Annotated in this window: 22 protein-coding genes; 15 read left to right on the top strand and 7 right to left on the bottom strand. The window is 71.0% G+C overall.

Going from position 1 to position 23,400, the window contains the following annotated elements; translation table 11 throughout:
- The 3 genes from gltB to DFH01_RS14965 all read left to right on the top strand — a co-directional run bounded on the left by gltB (nucleotide 1) and on the right by DFH01_RS14965 (nucleotide 5,686).
- A complete protein-coding gene (gene gltB, locus DFH01_RS14975; RefSeq protein ID WP_109871248.1) occupies nucleotides 1-4,539 on the top strand; it encodes a glutamate synthase large subunit in 4,539 nt (1,512 codons plus the stop codon).
- Nucleotides 4,540-4,631: 92 nt separating this feature from the next.
- On the top strand, nucleotides 4,632-5,300 hold the full coding sequence (fzlA, locus tag DFH01_RS14970) for an FtsZ-binding protein FzlA (protein WP_109871247.1): 669 nt from the start codon (nucleotides 4,632-4,634) through the stop codon (nucleotides 5,298-5,300).
- A 56-nt stretch (nucleotides 5,301-5,356) separates the two neighbouring features.
- Nucleotides 5,357-5,686, top strand: a complete 330-nt coding sequence (locus DFH01_RS14965; protein WP_109871246.1) for a hypothetical protein — start codon at nucleotides 5,357-5,359, stop codon at nucleotides 5,684-5,686.
- Nucleotides 5,687-5,690: 4 nt separating this feature from the next.
- Here DFH01_RS14965 and DFH01_RS14960 read toward each other — a convergent pair whose 3' ends face one another.
- Genes DFH01_RS14960 through DFH01_RS14950 form a run of 3 tightly spaced genes read right to left on the bottom strand, consistent with a single transcriptional unit; the run spans nucleotide 5,691 to nucleotide 7,590 of the window.
- Nucleotides 5,691-6,410 (bottom strand): LrgB family protein, encoded by a 720-nt coding sequence (locus DFH01_RS14960; protein WP_109871646.1) that lies wholly within the window; start codon nucleotides 6,408-6,410, stop codon nucleotides 5,691-5,693.
- A complete protein-coding gene (locus DFH01_RS14955; protein WP_109871245.1) occupies nucleotides 6,407-6,754 on the bottom strand; it encodes a CidA/LrgA family protein in 348 nt (115 codons plus the stop codon). The genes DFH01_RS14960 and DFH01_RS14955 overlap by 4 nt, the downstream gene beginning before the upstream one ends.
- Nucleotides 6,751-7,590, bottom strand: coding sequence for a tetratricopeptide repeat protein (locus DFH01_RS14950; RefSeq protein WP_233256123.1), 840 nt, complete (start codon nucleotides 7,588-7,590; stop codon nucleotides 6,751-6,753). Before DFH01_RS14950 ends, DFH01_RS14955 begins: the two co-directional genes overlap by 4 nt.
- Before the next feature lie 94 nt (nucleotides 7,591-7,684).
- Here DFH01_RS14950 and DFH01_RS14945 point away from each other — a divergent pair, with 94 nt between their 5' ends.
- A complete protein-coding gene (locus tag DFH01_RS14945; RefSeq protein ID WP_109871244.1) occupies nucleotides 7,685-8,545 on the top strand; it encodes a Rossmann-fold NAD(P)-binding domain-containing protein in 861 nt (286 codons plus the stop codon).
- Here the strand turns inward: DFH01_RS14945 and DFH01_RS14940 are convergent.
- Both DFH01_RS14940 and DFH01_RS14935 read right to left on the bottom strand, forming a co-directional pair.
- On the bottom strand, nucleotides 8,536-9,276 hold the full coding sequence (locus tag DFH01_RS14940; RefSeq protein ID WP_233256122.1) for an alpha/beta hydrolase: 741 nt from the start codon (nucleotides 9,274-9,276) through the stop codon (nucleotides 8,536-8,538). The genes DFH01_RS14945 and DFH01_RS14940 overlap by 10 nt on opposite strands.
- Nucleotides 9,273-10,445, bottom strand: coding sequence for a fumarylacetoacetate hydrolase family protein (locus DFH01_RS14935; protein WP_109871243.1), 1,173 nt, complete (start codon nucleotides 10,443-10,445; stop codon nucleotides 9,273-9,275). The genes DFH01_RS14940 and DFH01_RS14935 overlap by 4 nt, the downstream gene beginning before the upstream one ends.
- Before the next feature lie 227 nt (nucleotides 10,446-10,672).
- Between DFH01_RS14935 and DFH01_RS14930 the strand changes: the two genes are divergently transcribed.
- From DFH01_RS14930 to DFH01_RS14900, 7 genes are all read left to right on the top strand, one after another.
- Nucleotides 10,673-12,016 carry a tetratricopeptide repeat protein gene (locus DFH01_RS14930; protein WP_109871242.1) on the top strand — a complete coding sequence of 448 codons (1,344 nt, stop codon included), beginning with the start codon at nucleotides 10,673-10,675 and terminating at the stop codon, nucleotides 12,014-12,016.
- Between the two features lie 154 nt (nucleotides 12,017-12,170).
- Nucleotides 12,171-12,644: a hypothetical protein gene (locus DFH01_RS14925; RefSeq protein WP_109871241.1), complete on the top strand. Its 474-nt coding sequence runs from the start codon at nucleotides 12,171-12,173 to the stop codon at nucleotides 12,642-12,644.
- Nucleotides 12,645-12,717: 73 nt separating this feature from the next.
- A complete protein-coding gene (locus tag DFH01_RS14920; protein WP_109871240.1) occupies nucleotides 12,718-13,839 on the top strand; it encodes a glycosyltransferase family 4 protein in 1,122 nt (373 codons plus the stop codon).
- Complete coding sequence (locus DFH01_RS14915; RefSeq protein ID WP_109871239.1) at nucleotides 13,836-14,753, top strand: glycosyltransferase family 9 protein; 918 nt, start codon at nucleotides 13,836-13,838, stop codon at nucleotides 14,751-14,753. Before DFH01_RS14920 ends, DFH01_RS14915 begins: the two co-directional genes overlap by 4 nt.
- Nucleotides 14,754-14,828: 75 nt before the next feature.
- The gene (gene thrS, locus DFH01_RS14910) at nucleotides 14,829-16,772 is read left to right on the top strand and encodes a threonine--tRNA ligase (RefSeq protein WP_109871238.1); all 1,944 of its coding nucleotides are present in this window, start codon (nucleotides 14,829-14,831) and stop codon (nucleotides 16,770-16,772) included.
- A 67-nt stretch (nucleotides 16,773-16,839) separates the two neighbouring features.
- A complete protein-coding gene (gene infC / locus DFH01_RS14905) occupies nucleotides 16,840-17,364 on the top strand; it encodes a translation initiation factor IF-3 (RefSeq protein ID WP_109871237.1) in 525 nt (174 codons plus the stop codon).
- A gap of 35 nt (nucleotides 17,365-17,399) precedes the next feature.
- On the top strand, nucleotides 17,400-18,269 hold the full coding sequence (locus tag DFH01_RS14900; RefSeq protein WP_158287769.1) for a class I SAM-dependent methyltransferase: 870 nt from the start codon (nucleotides 17,400-17,402) through the stop codon (nucleotides 18,267-18,269).
- 12 nt (nucleotides 18,270-18,281) lie between these two features.
- Here the strand turns inward: DFH01_RS14900 and DFH01_RS14895 are convergent, their stop codons facing one another.
- Complete coding sequence (locus DFH01_RS14895) at nucleotides 18,282-19,778, bottom strand: tripartite tricarboxylate transporter permease (RefSeq protein WP_109871235.1); 1,497 nt, start codon at nucleotides 19,776-19,778, stop codon at nucleotides 18,282-18,284.
- 36 nt (nucleotides 19,779-19,814) lie between these two features.
- Entirely contained in the window at nucleotides 19,815-20,147 is a 333-nt protein-coding gene (locus DFH01_RS27835) for a hypothetical protein (RefSeq protein WP_146217069.1), read from the bottom strand.
- A gap of 194 nt (nucleotides 20,148-20,341) precedes the next feature.
- Between DFH01_RS27835 and ffh the strand changes: the two genes are divergently transcribed.
- Genes ffh through trmD form a run of 4 tightly spaced genes read left to right on the top strand, consistent with a single transcriptional unit; the run spans nucleotide 20,342 to nucleotide 23,375 of the window.
- Nucleotides 20,342-21,727 (top strand): signal recognition particle protein, encoded by a 1,386-nt coding sequence (gene ffh / locus DFH01_RS14890; RefSeq protein WP_109871234.1) that lies wholly within the window; start codon nucleotides 20,342-20,344, stop codon nucleotides 21,725-21,727.
- A 21-nt stretch (nucleotides 21,728-21,748) separates the two neighbouring features.
- Nucleotides 21,749-22,090, top strand: a complete 342-nt coding sequence (gene rpsP, locus DFH01_RS14885) for a 30S ribosomal protein S16 (RefSeq protein ID WP_109871233.1) — start codon at nucleotides 21,749-21,751, stop codon at nucleotides 22,088-22,090.
- Nucleotides 22,091-22,113: 23 nt separating this feature from the next.
- Complete coding sequence (gene rimM, locus DFH01_RS14880; RefSeq protein WP_109871232.1) at nucleotides 22,114-22,632, top strand: ribosome maturation factor RimM; 519 nt, start codon at nucleotides 22,114-22,116, stop codon at nucleotides 22,630-22,632.
- A complete protein-coding gene (gene trmD, locus DFH01_RS14875) occupies nucleotides 22,632-23,375 on the top strand; it encodes a tRNA (guanosine(37)-N1)-methyltransferase TrmD (protein ID WP_109871231.1) in 744 nt (247 codons plus the stop codon). Before rimM ends, trmD begins: the two co-directional genes overlap by 1 nt.
- Nucleotides 23,376-23,400: the final 25 nt, after the last annotated feature.

The following is a 23,400-nucleotide window of genomic DNA, read 5'->3' as shown; positions in this document are numbered from 1 at the left end:
ATGACCCACGAGAACGGTTCCGAGTTTGCCTCGCGTTTCGCCGCCAACCGCGACCTGCTAGCGAGCACTGCGCATGTCGACACAACAGAGCACGATGCCTGCGGCGTCGGCCTCGTCGCGGCGCTGGATGGCAAGGCCAGCCGCAAGGTGGTGCAGGCGGGCATCGACGCGCTGAAGGCCGTCTGGCATCGCGGCGCGGTGGATGCCGACGGCAAGACCGGCGACGGCGCCGGCATCCATATCGAGATCCCGCAGGACTTCTTCGCCGAGGTCGTGCAGCGCGGCGGCGACCGCGTGCGGCCCGGGCGCATCGCCGTCGGCATGGTCTTCCTGCCCAAGACCGACCTCGGTGCGCAGGAGCGCTGCCGCGGCATCGTCGAGACCGAGGTGCTGAACGCCGGCTACGCCATTTATTCCTGGCGCCAGGTGCCGATCGACGTGGCGTGCATCGGCGAGAAGGCGAACGCTTCCCGCCCCGAGATCGAGCAGATCCTGATCTGGGACCCCGAGCAGCGCGACGAGGCGACCTGCGAACGCGACCTCTATGTGATCCGCCGCCGGATCGAGAAGCAGGCGATCGCGGCACAGATCCCGGAGCTCTATCTCTGCTCGCTCTCCTGCCGCTCGATCATCTACAAGGGCATGTTCCTGGCGGAGAGCCTGACGGAGTTCTATCCGGACCTGCTGGACGAACGCTTCGTCAGCCGCTTCGCGATCTACCACCAGCGCTACTCGACCAACACCTTCCCGACCTGGCGTCTGGCGCAGCCCTTCCGCATGCTTGCCCACAACGGCGAGATCAACACGCTGCACGGCAACGTCAACTGGATGAAGAGCCACGAGACGCGCCTGTCTCACCGGCTGCTCGATTCCTTCATGGACGACATCAAGCCGGTGGTGCAGGCGGGCGGCAGCGACACCGCGACGCTCGACAACGTCTTCGAACTGCTGGTGCGCGGCGGGCGCGACGCGCCGATGGCCAAGGCCATGCTGATCCCCGAGAGCATCGGCAACAACGCGACGATGCCGGAGGCGCATCGCGACCTCTTCCTCTACTGCAACGCCGTGATGGAGCCCTGGGATGGGCCGGCCGCGATCTGCGCGACCGACGGCAACTGGGTGATCGCCGGGCTCGACCGCAACGGCCTGCGCCCGATGCGCTACACCGTGACCGATGATCGGCTGCTGATCGTCGGCTCCGAGACCGGCATGGTGAAGCTCTCCGAGGACGCGATCCTGGAGAAGGGCCGCCTCGGGCCCGGCCAGTGCATCGGCGTGGACCTCGCGACCGGCAGCTTCTACGGCGACCGGGCGCTCAAGGACCTTCTGTCCGCGCGCAAGCCCTTCGGCCAGTGGACGCAGCGCACCACGCGCATCGATGGCATCGTGAAGGGCGGCTGGGAGGAGCTCTCGCGCTTCTCCGGCGAGGAACTGCGTCGCCGCCAGCTTGCCGTCGGCTACACGCTCGAGGAGCTGGAGACGATCCTGCACCCGATGGTGGAGGATGCGAACGAGGCCGTGGGCAGCATGGGCGACGACACGCCCATCGCCGTTCTTTCCGGCCAGTATCGCGGGCTGCACCACTATTTCCGCCAGTCCTTCAGCCAGGTGACCAACCCGCCGATCGACAGCCTGCGCGAGACGCGGGTGATGACGATCAAGACGCGGCTCGGCAATCTCGGGAACATCCTCGACGAGGACCCGACGCAGTGCGACATGCTCATGCTGGACAGCCCCGTGCTGTCCAACGCCGAGTTCGCCGCGATGCGCGCCTACATGGCGGACACCGCCTGCGTGGTGGACTGCACCTTCCCGGTGGCGGAGGGCGAGCAGGGCCTGCGCCGCCACATCGAGCGCATCCGCCGCGAGGCCGAGGACGGCGTGCGCAGCGGCTGCACCCATGTCATCCTGACCGATGAGCAGCAGGGCGCGGACCGCGCGCCGATCCCGATGATCCTGGCGGTCGGCGGCGTGCACACGCATCTGGTGAAGAGCTCGTTGCGCACCTTCACCAGCCTGAACGTCCGTTGCGCGGAGGCGATCGACGTCCACTACATCGCGGTGCTGATCGGCGCTGGCGCGACCACGGTGAACGCCTATCTGGCGCAGGAGAGCATCGCGGACCGCCATCGCCGCGGCTTGTTCGGCAAGCTTTCGCTGCAGGATTGCGTCGCCCGCTACAAGAAGGCGGTGGACAAGGGCCTGCTGAAGATCATGTCCAAGATGGGCATCGGCGTCCTGTCCTCCTACCGCGGCGGCATGAACTTCGAGGCCATCGGCCTCTCCCGCGCGCTGGTGGCGGAGTTCTTCCCCGGCGTGCCGAGCCGGATCTCCGGCATCGGCCTTTCCGGCATCGCGCGGCGCGTGCTGGCGCTGCACGCCAAGGCCTGGGACGCGGATGCGGTGACGCTGCCGGTCGGCGGCCTCTACAAGCTGCGCCGCCGCGGCGAGAACCACGCCTTCGACGGCAGCCTGATCCACACGCTGCAGAAGGCCGTGGAGACCGACAGCTACCAGACCTTCAAGCGCTACTCCGACGGCGTGCGGAAGCTGCCGCCCGTCGCGCTGCGCGACCTGCTGGACTTCCGCACGGAAGGCCGCGCCCCGGTTGCGCTCGAGGAGGTCGAGAGCATCACGGAGATCAGGAAGCGCCTGGTCGCGCCCGGCATCTCCCTCGGTGCGCTCTCGCCGGAGGCGCATGAGACGCTCTCGATCGCCATGAACCGCATCGGCGCGCGGAGCGATTCCGGCGAGGGCGGCGAGGATCCGGCGCGCGCGCGGCCGCGCTCCAATGGCGACAACGCGAATTCCGCGATCAAGCAGATCGCCTCCGGCCGCTTCGGTGTGACGGCGGAGTATCTGAACAACTGCCGCGAGATCGAGATCAAGGTGGCGCAGGGCGCGAAGCCCGGCGAGGGCGGCCAGCTTCCGGGCTTCAAGGTGACGGAGCTGATCGCGAAGCTGCGCCATTCGACGCCGGGCGTGATGCTGATCAGCCCGCCGCCGCATCACGACATCTACTCGATCGAGGACCTGGCGCAGCTCATCTACGACCTGAAGCAGATCAACCCGGATGCGACGGTCTGCGTGAAGCTGGTGGCGCGCAGCGGCATCGGCACCATCGCGGCGGGCGTTGCCAAGGCGAAGGCCGATGCGATCCTGGTGTCCGGCCATTCCGGCGGCACCGGCGCCTCCCCGCAATCCTCGATCAAGTATGCCGGCCTGCCCTGGGAGATGGGCCTCAGCGAGACGCACCAGGTGCTGCAGCTCAACCGGCTGCGCCACCGCGTGAAGCTGCGCACCGATGGCGGCATCAAGACCGGGCGCGACGTGGTGATCGCCGCGATGCTCGGCGCCGAGGAGTTCGGGATCGGCACGGCCAGCCTCGTCGCGATGGGCTGCATCATGGTGCGGCAGTGCCATTCCAACACCTGCCCGGTCGGTGTCTGCACGCAGGATGACGACCTGCGGAAGAAGTTCGCCGGCACGCCGGAGAAGGTGATCAACCTGTTCAGCTTCGTGGCGGAGGAGGTGCGCGAGATCCTTGCCGGCCTCGGCTTCCGCAAGCTGACCGACGTGATCGGCCGCACCGACCTGCTGCGCCAGGTCAGCCGCGGTTCCGAGGACCTCGACGACCTCGACCTCAACCCGCTGCTGGTCAAGGCCGATGCGGGGCCCTTCGAATCCTACTGCACCCTCGAAGGCCGCAACGAGGTGCCGGAGACTCTGGACGCCGAGATGATCCGCGACGCCGAGGCGCTGTTCCGCCACGGCGAGAAGATGCAGCTGCAGTACAACATCCGGAACACCCACCGCGCGATCGGCACCAAGATCAGCTCCAAGATCGTGCGAAAGTTCGGGATGAACGGCTTGCAGCGCGGGCACCTGACGGTGAGGCTGCGCGGCTCCGCGGGCCAGTCGCTCGGCGCCTTCGCGGTGCGCGGCCTGAAGCTCGAGGTGTTCGGCGACGCCAACGACTATGTCGGCAAGGGCCTCTCGGGCGGCACCATCGTGGTGCGTCCCGCGCCGTCGGCGAAGCTCGTCTGGAACGAGAACACCATCATCGGCAACACCGTGCTCTACGGCGCGACCGGCGGTGCGCTGTTCGCTGCCGGCCAGGCCGGCGAGCGCTTCGCGGTGCGCAACTCCGGCGCGCTGGCGGTGGTGGAAGGCTGCGGCGCGAATGGCTGCGAGTACATGACCGGCGGCTGCGCGGTGATCCTCGGGCCGGTCGGCGACAATTTCGGCGCCGGCTTCACCGGGGGCATGGCTTTCGTCTACGACGCGGACGCGACCTTCGAGCAGCGGATCAACCCCGAGACGCTGCTGTGGCGGCGCCTCGGCGGCAGCGCCCACTGGGAGGACGTGCTGCGCGACCACATCGGGCGGCATGTGCGGGAGACGGGCAGCCCCTTCGCCGCGCGCCTGCTGAACAACTGGGCGGTGGAGCGCGCCCACTTCTGGCATGTGGTTCCGAAGGACTACGCGCGCTACCTGCCGAAGCCGATGGAAGACGCGCCGGCCGTCGCGGCGGAGTGAGTCGCGGCGGCGTGACCTGATCCGGTCGCCGACCCGTTGGCCGCGCGGCGCGCGCGTGCCATAGGGATGGTGACCGGAGTCGCGCGAGGCCGATGCGGACCCTCTACCACCTTCCCCTGTCGCCGTTTTCCCGCAAGGTCCGCCTCGCCCTGGCGGAGAAACGCATTCCGTTCGACCTGAGGCTCGAGCGGGTGTGGGACCGGCGTCCGGAATTCCTGGCGCTGAACCCTGCCTGCACGGTCCCGGTGCTGCAGGACGCGAACGGCCTCGTGCTTGCCGATTCGAACGCGATCTGCGAGTACCTGGACGAGGCCTATCCCGACCTGCCGCTGCTCGGCCGCACGCTGGCGGAGCGAGCGGAGGTGCGGCGCCTCGTCGCCTGGTTCGACCACAAGTTCCAGTCCGAGGTCACGCGCAACCTCCTGCACGAGCGGCAGATGAAGCGCCTGCTCGGGCGCGGCAATCCGGATGCCGGCGCGATCCGCGCGGGCTATGCGAACCTCAAGCCGCATCTCGACTACATCGGCTGGCTGGCCGAGACGCGCGCCTGGCTCGGCGGCAGCAGCCTCAGCCTCGCGGATCTCGCCGCGGCGGCGCATCTCTCCGCGCTCGACTACATCGGCGACGTGGACTGGTCGCTGAATGACGGCGCCAAGGACTGGTATGCGCGCATCAAGTCGCGTCCCGCCTTCCGCGCCATCCTCGCGGACCGCCTGCCGGACCTGGCGCCCCCCGCGCATTACGACGACCTGGATTTCTGATCCGCAACCACGGATGTGCCCCGGCGTTCCGGCGAGGAACGTCCGGAGATGCCCGTGTGAGCCGACTGCCGCTCCGCCTTCCCCTCGCCCTGCTGCTGCTGCCCGCGCTGGCCGCCGCACAGCAGGTGACACCGCCCGTGGCCGGCGGGCCGCCGCCGGGGCGCGCCGCCTCCATCGGCGCCGATGCCGGCCCCGCCGACCAGCGGCCCCGGACCGACAGCGCGCAGGCGGTCAACCGCGGCACCGACGGCTCGGCGGTCGGGCTCGTGGAGCCTGGCAGCACGGGCACGACGCCGCAGGGCTTCCTCGGCCGGTCCACCGCCGGCGCGCGCGAGCCGGATGCCCCGATTGGCGGCGCGCCGGAGATGAGCCGCCCGCCCCGGTAGCCGCCTATTCGGCGAAGAGCGCCCAGAGCAGCGGCAGCAGCAGCGCCGTCGCCAGCGCGTTCAGCCCCATCGCGAGCCCGCTGAAGGCGCCTGCCGTCGCATTCACGGACAGCGCCCGCGCCGTGCCGATGCCATGCGCCGCCGTCCCGATCGCGAGCCCCCGCGCGCGCCAGTCCCTCACCCGCATGAGGTCCAGCACGAGCGGGCCGAGCGCGGCGCCGGTGATGCCGCCGAGGATCACCACCACCGCGGTCAGGGAAGGCAGGCCGCCGATCCGCTCGGCGATGCCCATCGCGACGGGCGTGGTGACGGAGCGTGGCGCCAGGCTCGCCGTGACTTCCGGCGCCGCGCCGAGGGCGAGCGCGATGGCGATTCCGGCGAGCGAGGCGAAGGCGCCGCCCAGCACGACGGAGGCGATGGCCGCCGCCGCCGAGCGCCGCACCAGCGCCAGCTGCCGGTAGAGCGGCACGGCGAGCGCCACCGTCGCGGGGCCGAGCAGGAAGTGCACGAATTGTGCGCCGGCGAAGTAGTCGCGGTAGTCCACGCCGGCCGCCAGCAGCCCGCCGGCGAGCAGCGCCACCGCGATCAGCACCGGATTGGCCAGCGCATGGCCGCCGCACCAGCGATGCACGCGCAGCGCCAACAGCCAGGCAAGCAGCGTCGCGGTGAGCGCGGCCAGCGGCTCCCGCGCCAGGTAGACCCAGATCTCGGCAAGGTCGTTCATCCGCCGCCGCGCCGCAGCAGCCATTGCGCCAGCCGCCCCGTCGCCGCGATGGCGAAGAGCGTGCCGGCGAGGATCGCCAGGGACAGCGGTGCCCAGTCGCGCGCCAGCAGCGGCAGGTGCAGCACCACGCCGACGCCCGCGGGCACGAAGAGCAGGCCGAGATTGCCGAGCAGCGAATCGGCGGTGGCGCCGAGCTCCGCCGGCACCTCCCGCCGCCGCAGCAGCAGCGCGAGGAACAGCAGCACCATCCCGATCACGGGGCCGGGGACCGGCAGCGCGAAGGCGCGCGCCGCCACCTCGCCCAGAAGCTGGCACACGAGCAGCGCCGTGATCGCCGGGATCACCGCCGGGCCGGCCCGGCTTCGCTCAGCGCGAGGTTCTGCGCGGCGAGGTCGGCCGCGGCGCTGCCCGGCGCGATGGCCACCACGCGTTCCCAGTCCCGCCGCGCGCCCTCCTCGTCGCCGGCGAGCTGACGGAGGATGCCGCGCTCCAGCAGGCCCTCCACGTGGTCGGGCTCGATCGCCAGCGCGCGGTCCAGGTCGCGCCGCGCCATGTCGGGGCGGTCCAGCTGGCGTAGCGCGGCGGCGCGGAAAACCAGCGCCTCGGCGCGGTCCGGGTCCAGCGACAGCACGCGGTCGAGGTCCTCCAGCGCCTCGCGGTAGCGGCCGAGCGTACCGAGAGCGACGGCGCGGTCCACCAGCAGTTCGAGATCCTCGGGCGTCAGGGTCAGGGCGAGGGTCGTCGCGCCATAGGCGCGGTTGGCATCGCCGGCCAGCAGCCAGGCCTGCGCGGCCTGCGCGAACAGTGCTGCCTTGGTCGGCCTGTCGCCGGCGCCGCGGGCCGCGATCGCCTCCAGCCGCGTCGCCGCCTGCGCGGGATCGCCAAGCGCCAGGATGGCCAGCGCCTCGCATTGCTCGGCCGCGCTCCCGCCCTGCGCGCTGCGCCATTGCGCGGCGAAGCCGCGTGCCGCGTCCGGGTCGCTGCGCAGAAGCGCGTTGCAGCGTTCCGACTCGCTCGTCGCCGCCGGGGCGGCGGGCTCCGGGGGCGCGGCCGCGGACGCAGCCGCTTCCGGCGGCGGGCCGGGCGGGGAGGGGGAACGCAGCCAGACAGCGCCTGCCACCGCGCCGATCAGGACGGCGGCGGCGCCACCGAGCAGCAGGGCACGGGGCCTGGGACGCATCGGCGGCAATCTATCCCCCGCACAGGCGTGCTTCCAGAGCGCGACGCGTCTCCCGCCCCTTCACGACGGGCGGAAGGCGGCGCATCTGCAGGGGATGGAAGCGCGGATGGTGGTGGCCGGGATCGGCTATGCGGGCAGGGCGATCGCTGCGGAGGCCGTGGCGCACGGCTTCGTGGTGACGGGCACGACGCGCGACCCGGTGGCGGCGAGCCCGCCCGCGGGCGTTGCGCTTGTGGCCTTCGCGGAAGCCGCTGCGGCGCTGCGGCAGGCGACGCATCTGATCGTCACCGCCGCGCCCGAGCAGGGCGGCGATCCGGTGCTGGCGGCGCATGGGGAGGCGATCGCCGCGGCGCCGGCGCTGCGCTGGATCGGCTATCTCTCCACCACCGGCGTCTATGGCGACCGCGACGGCGGCTGGGTGGATGAGGCGACGACGCCGGCGCCGGGCCAGGCACGCTCCGTCCGCCGCCTGGAAGCCGAGCAGGCCTGGCGCGCGGTGGCGGTGGCGCGCGGCGCGGCGCTCGACCTCTTCCGGGTCGGCGGCATCTACGGCCCCGGTCGCAGTGCGCTCGAGGAAGTGCGGGCCGGCGTGGCGCGGCGCGTGGTGAAGCCGGGCCACGCCTTCAGCCGCATCCATCGCGACGACATCGCGCTCGCAGTCGTCGCCGCCGCGTTGCGCCCGGACGGGCAGCGTGTGCTGCACCTGGTGGACGACGAACCCGCGCCGAGCGCCGTGGTGGTGGAGGAGGCGGCGCGGCTGCTCGGCGTCGCGCCCCCGCCCGCGATCCCCTTCGAGGAGGCGCGGCAGCGCATGTCGCCCATGGCGCTTTCGTTCTGGACGGAGAATCGCCGCGTCGCGAACGTCATCACGAAGCAGGCGCTCGGCATCGCCTGGCGCTGCCCGACCTACCGCGAGGGGCTTCGCGCCATCCTCGCCGCCGGCGATCAGGGCTGAGCGCGCAGCGCGTCAAGCGTCTCGGCCAGCAGGCGGAGGTCCTCGGGCCGGCTCAGCCGGTGGTCGCCATCCTTGATCAGGTGCAGGCGCACATCCTCGCCCACGATCGCGTCCACCAGTTTCAGCGCGTGCTGCCAGGGCACGTCCGGGTCGCGCATGCCCTGCAGGATGCGCACGGGGCAGGCGAGGGGGATCGGCGCGTCCAGCACGTTGTGCCGGCGGCCATCCTCGATCAGCGCGCGGGTGACGGGTGTCGGCTCGCCATACTGGCTCGGCAGATCCAGCACGCCCTTGGCCATGATCTCGGCGCGCTGTTCCTCGGTGAAGGCGGGCCACATCAGCGTCTCGGTGAAGTCGGGCGCCGGCGCGATGCCGATCAGCCCCGCGATGCGCTCCGGCCGCGCGCGGGCAAGCAGCAGCGCGATCCAGCCGCCCATCGAGGAGCCGATGAGGATCTGCGGCCCCTCGGTCAGCGCGTCGAAGACGGCGATGGCATCCGCCGCCCACTGGCCGATGGTGCCGTCCTCGAAGCGCCCGGCGCTCTCGCCATGGCCCGAATAGTCGAAGCGCAGCAGCGCCTGGCCAGACGCGGCGCAATGGTCGCGCAGAGCGAGCGCCTTCGAGCCCTGCATGTCGCTGCGGTAGCCGGGCAGGAAGACCACGCCTGGCCCGCTGCCGGGAAGCCGTGCCCAGGCGAGGCGGCCATCGAGGCGGCCGGTCTCCTCCGTCACCGCGGCAGGCCGCGGCGCGAGAGATTCGCCATCAGCGCGCCGATGCCGAAGCTCCAGGGCGGGCATTCGTCGGTGCGGTCCACCTCGTTGGCGAGTGCGCCGAGGCGGGGACTCGCGATGCGCACCACATCGCCCTCCTTGTGCGTGAAGCCCATGCCCGGCGCGCCCCGATCCTTCACCGGCGAGAAGGGCGTGCCGAGGAACAGCACCGCGCCATCGGGATACTGGTGATGCGCGCCGATCATCTGGCCGACCACATCGGCCGGATCGCGCGCGATCGCGCCGACCGGGCCGTGCTCGTCCAGCGTGAAGCCGTCCCGGCCGGTGATGGTCACGCGCAGCTCGGCGCGGCGCACATCCTCCAGCGTGAAGCCGGCATCGAACAGGCGGATCATCGGGCCGAGCGCGCAGGACGCGTTGTTGTCCTTCGCACGGCCGAGCAGCAGCGCGCTGCGCCCTTCCACGTCGCGCAGGTTCACGTCGTTGCCGAGCGTGGCGCCGACGATCCGGCCCTGGCCGTTCACCACCATCACCGCTTCCGGCTCCGGGTTCGACCAGGAACTCATCGGATGCACGCCGACCTTGCTGCCGACGCCGACGGCGGAGAGGACGGGCGCCTTGGTGAAGATCTCGGCGTCGGGTCCTATCCCGACCTCGAGGTACTGGCTCCACCAGCCCTTCGCGACCAGCGCCTCCTTCACGCGCGCCGCCTGCGGGCTGCCGGGCACCAGGTTCGCCAGGTCGTCGCCGATGATCGCGCGCACCTCGGCGCGCACCGCCTCGGCCTGCGTCGCGTCGCCGCGGCAGCGTTCCTCGATCACGCGTTCCAGCATCGACCGCACATAGGTCACGCCGGCGGCCTTGATCACCTGCAGGTCGATGGGCGCCAGCAGCCACGGCTTGTGGGCGTCGCGCGCGGCGTGATGCGCGTTGGCGAGCGCCGCCGGCAGGTCGAGCGCGGAGGGCACGCCCTCGCGCCGGATCGCGCCGAGCGGGTCGTCGCTGTTCAGCCAGGCGCTGCAGGTGCCGAAGGCGGGCGTCATGTCGAAGCTTGCGCCGCCGAGCAGCGCAAAGACCGAAGGACCATCCGGTGTCATCACCCTGAGCGCGAAGGCGCCATCGCGCCAGTCCTGCGGCAACGCTTCGGCGGACCATGCTGCATCGGTCATCGTCACGTTTCTCCCCCCGGGTTGCCGCAAGCCTAGCGGCATCGCGGGCGCGCGGAAGGGGGGTGGGCGATCACGACGAAAGCCGCGTCACGCGCGACATGGCGGTGAAACCTCTTTGGCTGCGGGGCGCAATCGAACGGAAACACGCCGCGCCTAGCACTCCGGCCACCCGACGCGGTGGCTGACGCTCTCGCCACCGCGCGACAACCGACCGGAGGACCAGAGAGATGCCGCACGCCGACATACACGGGAATGCCGTGTCCACCGCCAACCGCGCCGCCATCGCGAAGCTCGACGAGGCGACCGGGCTGATGCTCGGCTTCCGCGCCGACCCGCTCGCCGCAATCGACGCCGCCATCGCCGAGCAGCCGGACTTCGCCATGGCGCATGCCTTCCGCGCCGGGCTGATGGTGATGTCCATGGAGCGCGCGAGCGTGGCCGAGGCCGAGGCGAGCATCGCCGCGGCGTGGGACCTTCCGGTCGCCAACGACCGTGAGCGCGCGCATCTCGCCGCCGCGCAGGCCTGGTGCGAGGGCGACTTTGTCGCCGCGCATCGCGGCTATGCGGCGCTGGCTGCGGCGCATCCGCGCGACCTCTTTGCGCAGCAGGTGGCGCACCAGTTCGACTTCTTCCTGGGCAACCCCGCCGGCCTGCGCGACCGTCCCGCCGCCGCGATGCGTGCGTGGCGCACGGGCGAGGAGGGCTTCTCCTGGCTGCTCGGCATGCAGGCCTTCGGCCTCGAGGAGAATGGCGAGTACGCCGCTGCCGAGGATGCCGGGCGCATGGCGCTGGCGCTGCAGCCGCGGGACGCCTGGGCGGTGCATGCCGTCGCGCATGTGATGGAGATGCAGGGGCGCGACCAGGAAGGCGCGGCCTTCCTGGAGCGGCGTGAGGCCGATTGGGCGCCGGCGGCGATCCTCGCCGTGCACAACTGGTGGCACCTGGCACTGTTCCACCTGGAGCGCGGCGCGTTCGACCGCGTGCTCGGCATCTACGACCGCGCCGTGGCGCATGGGATCGCGAAGGGCGAGGCGCAGCCGGCGATCGACCTGGTGGATGCCTCGGCCATGCTCTGGCGGCTGCTGCTGCGCGGCGCAGACACGGGCCGGCGCTTTGCGCAGCTCTCCATGGCGTGGCAGCAGGCGGGCGGCGAGGGCTTCTATGCGTTCAGCGACCTGCATGCCGTGATGGCGCATCTGGGCGCGGGGCGCGAGGAGGCGGCGGCGCAGGTGCTGGGCGCGATGCGCCGCGCGGCGGCGGGTCAGGGCACCAATGCGCGCCTCACGCGTGAGGTCGGGCTGCCGCTTTCCGAGGGCGTGTGGGCCTTCTCGCGCGGCGACTTCGATCGTGCCGCGCAGCTGATGGCGCCGGTGCTGCCGCGGGCGCGCGACTTCGGCGGCTCCAACGCGCAGCGCGACGTGCTCAGCCTGACCTTGCTTGAGGCGGCGCTGCGAGGCGGCGATCGTTCCCTCGCGCAGCTGTTGGCCGCCGAGCGCATCGCGGCGAAGCCGGACAGCCCTCTGGCGCAGGCGTTCTGGGCGCGCGCCGGCGGCGGCAGGCTCGCGGCCTGATCCGGGCCGCCGCACCCCTGTTCGGGCGCGGCGTGCCGGCTTCGCGTAAGCGGGAACTACCGCAATTGCCGCTCCGACCCTGACGTTGGCCGATCGGCGGGGCGCCCTGCACGCAGGGCGCTCCGGCGCGAACGGAGACGAGGAGGAGCAGAACATGGCGAAGAAGTGGCTCACGCATGCGGCCGGCGCCACGCTCTTCGCAGCCGCGGCGCTCGGTGCGCCGCAGGCGGCGCAGGCGCAGTGGGGCGGCAACTACGACACCTACCAGTACGGGCAACGCACCCCGTATCGGGGCGGCGAGCGCTACGAGCGCTTCGACCGCGAGCCCGATTGGAGCGGCTACAACCAGTTCAACCCGCGGCGCAATGACGGCTATGGCTACGGCAACCGCTACGGCGGCAGGCCCTATGCCGGCGGCGAGCGCTACGAACGCTTCGATCGCGAGCCCGACCGGAGCGGCTACAACCAGTACAATCCGCGCCGCAACTACGGCGGCTATGGCTATGGCGGCGATGCCGGCACGCGCTACGGCCAGCGTTCGGAGCGCTACTACGACCGGATGGAGGATCGCTACGACCGGCTCGAGAGCCGCTCGGACGACTGGGACAGCGACTGGGATCTCTGGTGAGCCGGCCCCGGCGGCGCATCGCGGCGCCCGCGCACTAGCCGAGGCGCCGCCGGGACGGTAACGGGGCGGCTGCATGCCGTCCCCGCCCGCCATCCTGCAGGTCCTGCCCGCGCTCGTCTCGGGCGGGGTGGAACGCGGGACGGTGGAGATCGCGGAGGCGATCGCCGCCGCCGGGATGCGGGCGCTGGTCGCCTCCGCCGGCGGGCCGTTGGCGAGGGAGGTGGAGCGCGTCGGCGGTGCGCATGTGGCGCTGCCGCTCGACACCAAGTCGCCCTTCGGCATCTGGCGCAACGCCGCCGCGCTGGCGAATCTCGTCCGCGGCGAGGGGGTGGCTGTCCTGCATGCGCGCTCCCGTGCGCCGGCCTGGTCGGCGCTGCTGGCGGCGCGGCGGACGGGCGCGCATTTCGTCACCACCTATCACGGCGCCTACAACGAGGGCCTGCCGGGCAAGCGGCTCTACAACTCGGTGATGGCGCGGGGCGAGCGGGTGATCGCGATCAGCCGCTTCATAGCGGACCTCGTCGCGGCCCGGCACGGCACGCCGGCCGCGCGCATCCGGCTGATCCCGCGCGGCGTGGATCCGCGCCGCTTCGATCCGGCCCTCGTGCCGTCGTCGCGGGTGCTGGCGCAGCGCGAGGCCTGGGGCGCTGCGCCCGGCCAGGCGGTGGTGCTGCTGCCGGCGCGACTTACGCGCTGGAAGGGGCAGATGGTGCTGGTGGAGGCGCTGCCGCGCCTGCCGGGCGTGCTGGCGGTGCTGGCAGGCGGCGGCAACGACGGCTTCGCTGAGGAACTGCGCGCGCGCGCCGCATCGTTCGGCGTCGCCGACCGCGTGGTGCTGGCCGGGCATGTGGAGGCGCTGGATCTCGCGCTCTGCGCGGCCGATGTGGTGGTGCATGCCAGCACCGACGCCGAGGCCTTCGGTCGCACGGTGATCGAGGCGCAGGCCATGGCGCGGCCGGTCATCGCTTCCGACCTCGGCGGTCCGCGCGAGACGGTCGAGCCCGGCGTGACCGGCTGGCGCGTTCCGCCGGGCGATCCGGCGGTGCTGGCCGAGGCGCTCGGCCAGGTGCTGGCGATGCCGGAGGCCGAACGCGCCGCGATCGGCGCGCGCGCGCGACAGGCGGTGCTCCGCGACTACACGACGGCGGCGATGCAGCGGGCGACGCTCGAGGTCTATCGCGAGCTGCTGGCGTGAATCGCATCCTCGTCATCCGGCTCGGCGCGCTCGGGGACTTCGTGCAGTCCTTCGGGCCCTTCGCGGCGATCCGCGCGCATCATTCCGGCGCGCGGATCACCCTGCTGACGACGCCGCCCTTCGCGGAACTCGCCCGGCGCAGCCCCTGGTTCGACGAGGTCTGGGCGGATGGAAGGCCCTCCTGGAAGCACCCCGGGCGGCTGCTGGACCTGGCGAGGCGGCTGCGCGGGGCACGATTCGACCGGGTCTACGACCTGCAGACTTCCTCCCGCTCCTCCCGCTATCGCTGGCTGGTCGGGCGGGGGGCGGAGTGGTCCGGCATCGCCCGCGGCGCCTCCCACCCCCATGCCAACCCCGAGCGCGACGCGATGCACACGGTGGAGCGGCAGCGCGAGCAGCTGGAGATGGCGGGGATCCGGCACTTCCCGCCGCCGGCGCTGGACTGGCTGGACGCCGATGTCGCCCGCTTCGCCCTGCCGCCGCGCTTTGGCCTGCTGATCCCCGGCGCATCGCCGCTGCGGCCGCTGAAGCGCTGGCCGGCCGAGCATTTCGCGGCGCTGGCCGCGCGCGCGGGGCAGCCGGTGGCGGTGCTGGGCGGCAAGGCGGAAGCGGAGATCGCCGCGCGCATCCTGGCCGAGGCGCCCGGCGCGCTGGACCTGACCGGGCGCACCAGCTTCGCCGAACTCGCCGCCATCGCGCGCCGGGGCGACTGGGCCGTAGGCAACGACACCGGCCCGACCCATCTGGTGGCGACCGCCGGCTGCCCGACGCTCGCGCTGTTCGGGGAGGACAGCGACCCGGCGCTCTGCGCCCCGCGCGGCCCGGCGGCGCAGGTGCTGCGCCACGTTCCGCTGGCGGAACTCGGCCCCGAGGCCGTCCGCACCGCGCTCGCCGCACTGCCGCCCCGCGCCTGAGGCGCCTTGACGCGCGAGGGGCCGGCTGGCCATGTGCCGCGTCCCGCAACCCCCGAGGAGCCCGGAAGCCTTCCCATGCCCGCGATCACCCTGCCCGACGGTTCCGTCCGCACCTTCGACGGGCCCGTGACCGGCACGACGGTGGCCGCGGCGATCGGGCCCGGCCTTGCCAAGGCCGCGCTCGCCATGCAGGTGGACGGCAAGGTCCGCGACCTCGCCCATGCCATCGAGCAGGACGCGACCGTCCGCTTCATCACCCGCAAGGACCCTGAGGCGCTGGAGCTGATCCGGCACGACGCCGCGCATGTGCTGGCCGAAGCGGTGCAGGCGCTGTTCCCGGGGACGCAGGTGACCATCGGGCCGGCGATCGAGAACGGCTTCTACTACGACTTCGCCCGCAACGAGCCATTCAAGCCCGAGGACTTCCCGGCCATCGAGCAGAAGATGCGGGAGATCGTCGCGCGCAATGCCGGCTTCGAATGCATCGTGACGAGCCGGCACGAGGCGATGGAGCTCTTCGAGAAGAAGGGCGAGAAATACAAGGTCGAGCTGATCCGTGACCTGCCGCGCGGCGAGACCATCACCCTCTACAGGCAGGGCGACTGGGTGGACCTCTGCCGCGGGCCGCATATGCGCGGCACCGGCGATGTCGGCACCGCCTTCAAGCTGATGAAGGTGGCCGGCGCCTATTGGCGGGGCGACCACCGCAACGCGATGCTCTCGCGCATCTACGGCACGGCCTGGCGCGACCAGAAGGAGCTCGACGCCTATCTCCATCAGCTGGAGGAGGCGGAGAAGCGCGACCACCGCAAGATCGGCAAGGAGATGAACCTCTTTCATCTCCAGGAGGAGGCGGTCGGCTCGGTCTTCTGGCACCCGAAGGGCTGGAAGCTCTACCGCACCGTCGAGGACTACATGCGGCGCCGGCTCGACCAAGCGGACTACCTGGAGGTGAAGACCCCGCAGCTGGTGGACCGCAAGCTCTGGATCGAGAGCGGCCATTGGGAGAACTACCGCCCGCACATGTTCATCGCGACCGTCGAGGACGAGTCCGAGAAGGACCGCGTGCTGGCGGTGAAGCCGATGAACTGCCCCTGCCACGTGCAGATCTTCAACCAGGGTGTGCGCAGCTACCGCGAGCTGCCGATGCGCCTGGCAGAATTCGGCGCCTGCCATCGCTACGAACCCTCGGGTGCGCTGCACGGGATCATGCGCGTGCGCGCCTTCACCCAGGACGACGCGCACATCTTCTGCACCGAGGACCAGATCGCCACCGAGACCGTGCGCTTCGTGGAGCTGCTGTCGGGCATCTACCGCGACCTCGGCTTCAGCGATTTTCGCGTGAAGTTCTCCGACCGGCCCGAGAAGCGCTCGGGCAGCGACGCGGTGTGGGACCAGGCGGAAGGCGCGCTGAAGGAGGCGTGCCGGATCGCCAATGTCGAATACGTGCTGAACCCGGGGGAGGGCGCCTTCTACGGCCCGAAGCTGGAATTCGTGCTGCGCGACGCGATCGGGCGCGACTGGCAGTGCGGCACGCTGCAGGTGGACTTCGTCCTGCCGGAGCGGCTCGGCGCCGAATACGTGGCGGAGGATGGCAGCCGGAAGCGACCGGTCATGCTGCACCGCGCGATCCTCGGCAGCTTCGAGCGCTTCCTCGGCATCCTGATCGAGCAGCATGCCGGGCGCTTCCCGCTCTGGCTTGCGCCGGTGCAGGTGGTGGTGGCGACCATCGTCTCGGACGCCGACGAGTATGCGCGGGAGGCCGTTGCCGCGCTGCAGGCCGCGGGCATCCGGGCGGAGCTCGACCTGCGGAACGAAAAGATCAACCGCAAGGTCGTGGACCATATCGACCAGCGCGTGCCCGTGCTGGCCGTGGTCGGCCGGCGCGAGGCCGAGGAGCGCGCCCTGGTGCTGCGCCGCCTGCCGGGCCGCGAGCAGGAGACGGTGAAGCTGGCCGAGGCGGTCGCCCGCCTGGCCGCGGAGGCCACGCCCCCCGACCTTCGGGTTGCGTCGGACTGATCGGATCGCCATAAAGATGGCATATTGACAGAAACTGCGACAGGAGAGCGCCATACCCCGAGGTCCGATGCCCGCCCAGCTGCCGACAAGAGACGGCCCGCGGGTCAACGAGGAGATCCGCACCCCCCAGGTGCGCCTGATCGACCAGAACGGCGAGATGCTGGGCGTGATGAGCGCGCGGGAGGCGTTGATCCGCGCCTATGATGTCGGCCTCGACCTTCTCGAGATCAGCCCCAATGCGGTGCCCCCCGTGGTCAAGATCCTTGACTACGGCAAATACAAATACGAGCAGCAGAAGAAGGCGAACGAGGCCCGCAAGCGCCAGAAGGTGGTCGAGATCAAAGAGATCAAGGTCCGCCCGAACATCGACGACCACGACTACGATGTGAAGATGCGCCAGATGAAGGAATTCATCGGCGAGGGCGACAAGGTGAAGGTCACGCTGCGCTTCCGCGGCCGCGAGATGGCGCACCAGGACCTGGGACTGAAGGTGCTGGACCGGATCCGCACCGAGATGGCGGAGATCACCAAGGTCGAGGCGATGCCCCGGCTGGAGAACCGCCAGATGATCATGGTACTGGCGCCGAAGTAACGGCGCCGGACCGGCCCCGCGCGATGCTCGCCCGGTTGCGCGCGCTGTTCGCGCCGCCCGCGACCATCGCGACGGAGCGCACGCCCTCGGCCAAGCCTGGCCTCTCGCCGCCCGATCCAATCGCCAGCGATCCCGTCCTGCAAGCCGCCGCCGCGCCACTGCGGGCGGGTCTGGCGGATCGCCTGGGCTCGATGGATTCCGCCCTGGCGGCGCTGCAGGCCGCAGGCAGGCTGCGCCCCGACCAGCTGGACTATGCGCGGCTGCACCGGCGCCGCTTCGCCGAGGCCGCCCAGGCCATCGCCGTGCTGCTGCAGGACCATTCCGACTGGCCGGAATGCCGCGTGGTGGAGATCGGCTCCTCGATCACGCCCATGCTCTACAAGCGGCTGTTTCCGGCGCTGCGCATCGGCTCCGCCTGCCTGTTCCGCCACCCGCAACTCGACGGCGTGGTGGAGCAGGCGGCGCAACTCGACCTGGAGAAGGCCGATCTGCGCCAAGGGCCCGTGTTGCCGCATCGCGACCAGCATCTGGTCATGCTGTGCGAGGTGCTGGAGCACCTGGTGGTGAACCCGGCCAACCTGTTCCGCGCGCTTGCCGGCAGCCTGGCGCCGGGCGGGCTGCTCTACGTCACCACGCCGAACTTCTTCCGCGCCGAGGCGCGGGCGGCGCTGCTGGCCGGGCGGAACCCGGTGGCGATCTATCCGCCGGCCTTCGGACCGGCCGACCGCTTCCACCACCATGTGCGCGAATACGCGATGGCGGAACTGCTCCACGCCATGCGGGACGCCGGGCTCACGGTGGCGGCGGCCTACTACTCCGATTGCTGGGACACGCCGCAGGACGCGGCGCTGCTGCCCCCGGATGCCCTGCAGAACCTCGTCGTGCTCGGTCGCAGGCCGACGTGAGCGGCTCGCCGCTCACCCGGCCTGCATTGCCGCGTCCTTCGACTTCCGCAGGTTCGGCAGCAGCATCAGGCCGAGCGCGATCGCGGCCAGCACCAGCAGCGTCGCGCTGATCGGCCGCTCCACGAAGACGCCGACATCGCCGCGGGAGAGCAGCATGGCGCGGCGCAGATGCTCCTCCATCATCGGGCCGAGCACGAAGCCCAGCAGCAGCGGCGCGGGCTCCATCTTCAGCTTGGCGAAGACGTAGCCGACGATGCCGAAGGCGAGCATGACATAAAGGTCGAAGACGTTGTTGTTCAGGCTGTAGGCGCCGATCAGGCAGAAGGTGAGGATGCCGACGAACAGGTATTTGTAGGGCACGCGCAGCAGCTGCACCCAGATGCCGATCATCGGCAGGTTGATGACCAGCAGCATCAGGTTGCCGATCCACATCGAGGCGATCAGGCCCCAGAACAGATTGGGCTGCGCCTCCACCATGCGCGGCCCGGGCTGGATGCCTTGGATGATGAGCGCCCCCACCATCAGCGCCATGACGGCGTTGGAGGGAATGCCGAGGGTGAGCAGCGGGATGAAGCTGGTCTGCGCGCCGGCATTGTTGGCGCTCTCCGGCCCTGCCAGCCCCTCGATTGCGCCATTGCCGAACTTCTCCGGCCGCCGCGTGATCCGCCGCTCCAGCATGTAGGAGGCGAAGGCGGAGAGCGATGCGCCGCCGCCCGGCAGGATGCCGAGGCAGGTGCCGAGCATCGTGCCGCGCAGCACCGCCGGCGTCGCGTAGCGCCACTCCTCGCGCGTCAGCCACAGCTTGCCGCGCTTGGCGACGATGCCGGCGCGGATTTCCGGATTCTCGAGGTTCAGCACCACCTCCGCGATGCCGAACAGGCCCATGGCCAGTACGACGAAGTTGATGCCGTCCGACAGCTCCGGCACGCCGAAGGTGAAGCGCTGCTGCCCGGTCTGCACGTCGGTCCCGACCATGCCGAGCGAGATGCCGAGGATGACCATGCAGACGGCCTTCACCACGCTGCCCTGCGCCAGCACGCAGGAAACGATCAGGCCGAGCAGCATGAGAGAGAAATAGTCGGCCGGCCCGAAGGAGAGCGCCACCTGGGTCAGCAGCGGGCCGGAGGCGGCGACGAAGAAGGTCGCGACCGTGCCCGCGAAGAAGGACCCCATGGCCGCGATGGCCAGCGCCGCGCCGGCCCGGCCGGCCTGGGCCATCTTGTAGCCCTCGATCGCGGTCACGACGGCGGAGATCTCGCCGGGCAGGTTCAGCAGGATCGCCGTGGTCGAGCCGCCATACTGCGAGCCGTAGTAGATGCCGGCCAGCATGATGATCGCGGTGGTCGGATCCAGGCCGAAGGTCAGCGGCAGCAGCAGGGAGATGGTGGCGGTCGGACCCAGCCCGGGCAGGACCCCGATGGCCGTCCCGATCATCGCGCCGAGGAAGGCGAAGCTCAGGTTCTGCAACGTGAGCGCGACGCTGAAGCCGAGCAGCAGGTTGTCGATCATGCCGGATCCCCAGGTTGAGCCGCGCGGGAGCGCGATTCAGGCGGCGAAGGCCCACCAGACGATCGAGGCGAGCAGCCCTGCTTCGATCGCCCCCGCGAAAGGCGGGATCGGCTGGTTGAGCGCAAGTCGAACGAACGGGACACCAAGACCAGCGGCCAGGACGGGTCCGATGAAGTGCGCTGCGGTCACCGTTGCGGCCAGTGTCGCAACGATACGTATTGCTGGCGAGCGCATGGCACTTCGGATTTCTTCTGAAGTTATCCCATACCATGATCCTCCGCTTCGGTTTTCCTTGAACGTGAAGCCGGATGGGATCAACCGGGGCTGCCTTGATTTCGCCTCCTTGTGAAAAGATGCCAGGTTCCGCATGGGTCGGGCTCGCTCCACGCCGGCCATCGGCCTTGACGCGCGGGCGGTGGCGGGCGTATCGAGCCCATCTTCGGTCCGCCCTGGACCCTTTCGTCGGCCCCGATGGCGGGGCGGGCGCCGCCGCTCCGCGATGCTCGCGCAGCGGCGCGAACCGTTTTGGGGCGGCCGCAGGCGGAAAGGAAGCAACGGCCCTCATGTTCGAGGCCTTGGGCAACAGGCTGACCGGGGTCTTCGACAAGCTGCGCCGCCGTGGCGCGCTGTCGGAGGCCGATGTGCAGGAGGCGCTTCGCGAGGTGCGCGTGGCCCTGTTGGAGGCCGACGTCGCCCTGCCGGTGGTGCGCGACCTCATCGCCAAGGTGCGCGAGCGCGCCGTGGGCGTGGAGGTGATCCGCTCCGTCTCCCCCGCCCAGCAGGTGGTGAAGATCGTCAACGATGCGCTGGTCGAGGCGCTCGGCGGCGGCGAGGGAGACAGCGGGAAGCGCGGCCTCGACCTGAATGCGCCGGCGCCGGTGCCGATCCTGATGGTCGGCCTGCAGGGTTCGGGCAAGACCACGACCTCGGGCAAGATCGCGCTGCGCCTGCGCGCGCGGGAGCGCAAGAAGGTGCTGCTCGCTTCGCTCGACGTCCACCGCCCCGCGGCGCAGCTGCAGCTGCAGACGCTGGCGCAGCAGGCCGAGGTGACCAGCCTGCCGATCGTCGCCGGCGAGACGCCGATCCAGATCGCCGCGCGCGCGATGGATGTGGCGCGGCGCGAGCTCTACGACGTGGTGGTGCTGGATACCGCCGGCCGCCTGGCGATCGACGAGGCGCTGATGGCGGAAGTGGCGGAGGTGAAGGCCTTCGCCAGGCCGCATGAGACGCTGCTGGTCGTGGACGCCATGACCGGCCAGGACGCGGTGAACACCGCCCGCGCCTTCCAGGAGAAGGTGGGCGTCACCGGCGTGGTGATGACGCGCGTGGACGGCGACGCCCGCGGTGGCGCCGCGCTGTCCATGCGCGCGGTCACCGGCGCGCCGATCAAGCTTCTCGGCGCGGGCGAGAAGCTGGACGCGCTGGAGGATTTCCACCCCGACCGCATCGCGAACCGCATCCTCGGCATGGGCGACATCGTCTCCCTCGTCGAGAAGGCGGCGGAGCAGCTCGACCAGGCCGAGGCCGAGAAGCTCGCGAAGAAGATGCAGAAGGGGTCCTTCGACCTCGAGGACTACGCCCAGCAGCTCAAGCAGATCAACAAGATGGGCTCGCTCTCCGGCATGCTCGGCATGCTGCCGGGCGTCGGCAAGATGAAGAAGCAGATCGAGGAGGCGAACCTCGATCAGACCGTGCTGAAGCGCCAGGCGGCGATCATCGGCAGCATGACGCCGAAGGAGCGCCGCAACCCGGACCTCATCAAGGCGAGCCGCAAGAAGCGCATCGCCGCCGGCAGCGGCACCTCCGTGCAGGAGGTCAACAAGCTGCTGAAGCAGTTCGACGACATGTCCGCGATGATGAAGCGGATGAACAAGCTCGGCCAGAAGGGAATGATGCGCGGAGGCCTCTCCGCGCTGATCCCCGGCCTTGGAAACCGCAGACCTTTCTGAACACAGGAGCGTAGAGAAGCTATGGGCCTCAAGATCCGTCTTGCCCGCGCCGGCGCGAAGAAGCGGCCGTACTACCACATTGTTGTGGCCGACAGCCGCAGCCCGCGCGACGGCCGCTTCATCGAGAAGCTGGGCAGCTACAACCCGATGCTGCCGTCCGACCATCCGGACCGCGTGCGCCTGTATGCCGAGCGGATCAACCACTGGAAGTCGCAGGGCGCGCTGCCGACCGATCGCGTGGCGAAGTTCCTCGGCCATGCCGGCCTGGCGCCGATGCCCGTCTTCCCCGAGCAGCCCAAGAAGTCCGCGCCGAAGAAGAAGGCGCAGGAGCGGGCTGCCGCGGCCGCCGCGGCGGCGGGCTGATCGGGCGCGCCTGAGGGCTGGTCGTGACGAAGCGCGTGCTGCTTGGCGAGATCGGGAGGCCGCACGGCGTGCGGGGCCTGGTGCGTCTGCACGCCTTCACGGACGACCCGATGGCGATCGGCCGCTACGGCGCGCTGACCGACGCGACCGGCACGCGGAGCTTCGCCGTGCAGCCTTTGCCGGGTGGGCTTGGCCGTATCGAGGGCATCGCGGATCGCGACGCCGCGGCGCGGCTGACCGGCACGAAGCTCTATGTCGCGCGGGAGAAGCTGCCGCCCTCCACCGACCCGGACGAGTTCTTCCTTTGCGATCTCGAAGGCCTGTCTGCCTTCGATGCGGACGGGAAGGCGCTCGGCACCGTGCGCAGCGTGGAGGAATACGGCGCGGGCGCGTTCCTGGTGATCCAGGATGGCGCGCGCGAGCTGCTCGTGCCCTTCACCAAGGCGGCCGTGCCGGCGGTGGATGTCGCTGGCGGGCGCGTTACCGTGGTGCCGCTGCCGGAAGTCGTCGTGGAACCGCGTCCTGGCGAGGAGGCGGCCTGATGACCTGGCGCGCTTCCGTGCTGACGCTGTTCCCGGAGATGTTCCCCGGTCCGCTCGGCCTCTCGCTTGCCGGCAAGGCGCTGCGCGACGGGCGCTGGGCGTTGGAGGCGCTCGACATCCGCGGCTTCGCCACCGACCGCCACCGCAGCGTGGACGACACGCCCTTCGGCGGCGGCGCGGGCATGGTGATGCGGCCGGATGTGGTGGATGCCGCGCTCGGTGCAGCCATCGCCGCGCAACCGGCGGCGCGGCGGATCTACCTGACGCCGCGCGGCCGGCTGCTCGACCAGGCGCTGGTGCGCGAACTCGCGGCGGGGCCGGGCGTGATCCTGCTCTGCGGCCGCTACGAGGGCGTGGACCAGCGCGTCATCGAGGCGCGGGAACTGGAGGAAGTCTCTGCCGGCGATGTCGTGCTCTCGGGCGGGGAGGTGGCGGCGATCCTGCTGCTCGATGCCTGCGTGCGGCTGCTGCCGGGCGTGATGGGCGCCGCCGACAGCGCCACCGAGGAAAGCCACGGGCCGGAAGGGTTGCTGGAATATCCCCACTACACGCGGCCCGCCGAATGGCAGGGCCGGACCGTGCCGGAGGTGCTGCTCTCCGGCCACCATGCGGAGGTCGCGAAGTGGCGCCGCGCGCGGGCCGAGGAGGCCACGCGCACGCGCCGCCCCGATCTCTGGGCCAAGCATCTGAATCGAAACGCGGGCGAGGGCGGGCGGCTGGACGGCCAACCGGCCGCCGCCTAGATGACCTCACAGAAGGAACCACTCC

This window comes from Falsiroseomonas bella (assembly GCF_003173615.1).
Taxonomy (GTDB): domain Bacteria; phylum Pseudomonadota; class Alphaproteobacteria; order Acetobacterales; family Acetobacteraceae; genus Falsiroseomonas; species Falsiroseomonas bella.
The sequence above is the reverse complement of the archived record's forward strand: the minus strand, read 5'-3'. Positions and strand labels throughout refer to the sequence as shown.

Coding starts and splice junctions, on each gene's coding strand:
- gltB (WP_109871248.1), top strand. CDS start 1: ATGACCCACGAGAACGGTTCCGAGTTTGCCTCGCGTTTCGCCGCCAAC.
- DFH01_RS14920 (WP_109871240.1), top strand. CDS start 12,718: ATGCCGTCCCCGCCCGCCATCCTGCAGGTCCTGCCCGCGCTCGTCTCG.
- fzlA (WP_109871247.1), top strand. CDS start 4,632: ATGCGGACCCTCTACCACCTTCCCCTGTCGCCGTTTTCCCGCAAGGTC.
- thrS (WP_109871238.1), top strand. CDS start 14,829: ATGCCCGCGATCACCCTGCCCGACGGTTCCGTCCGCACCTTCGACGGG.
- DFH01_RS14950 (WP_233256123.1), bottom strand. CDS start 7,590: ATGCGTCCCAGGCCCCGTGCCCTGCTGCTCGGTGGCGCCGCCGCCGTC.
- DFH01_RS14895 (WP_109871235.1), bottom strand. CDS start 19,778: ATGATCGACAACCTGCTGCTCGGCTTCAGCGTCGCGCTCACGTTGCAG.
- DFH01_RS14925 (WP_109871241.1), top strand. CDS start 12,171: ATGGCGAAGAAGTGGCTCACGCATGCGGCCGGCGCCACGCTCTTCGCA.
- DFH01_RS14960 (WP_109871646.1), bottom strand. CDS start 6,410: ATGAACGACCTTGCCGAGATCTGGGTCTACCTGGCGCGGGAGCCGCTG.
- DFH01_RS14945 (WP_109871244.1), top strand. CDS start 7,685: ATGGAAGCGCGGATGGTGGTGGCCGGGATCGGCTATGCGGGCAGGGCG.
- trmD (WP_109871231.1), top strand. CDS start 22,632: ATGACCTGGCGCGCTTCCGTGCTGACGCTGTTCCCGGAGATGTTCCCC.
- ffh (WP_109871234.1), top strand. CDS start 20,342: ATGTTCGAGGCCTTGGGCAACAGGCTGACCGGGGTCTTCGACAAGCTG.
- DFH01_RS14935 (WP_109871243.1), bottom strand. CDS start 10,445: ATGACCGATGCAGCATGGTCCGCCGAAGCGTTGCCGCAGGACTGGCGC.
- rpsP (WP_109871233.1), top strand. CDS start 21,749: ATGGGCCTCAAGATCCGTCTTGCCCGCGCCGGCGCGAAGAAGCGGCCG.
- infC (WP_109871237.1), top strand. CDS start 16,840: ATGCCCGCCCAGCTGCCGACAAGAGACGGCCCGCGGGTCAACGAGGAG.
- DFH01_RS27835 (WP_146217069.1), bottom strand. CDS start 20,147: ATGCGGAACCTGGCATCTTTTCACAAGGAGGCGAAATCAAGGCAGCCC.
- DFH01_RS14930 (WP_109871242.1), top strand. CDS start 10,673: ATGCCGCACGCCGACATACACGGGAATGCCGTGTCCACCGCCAACCGC.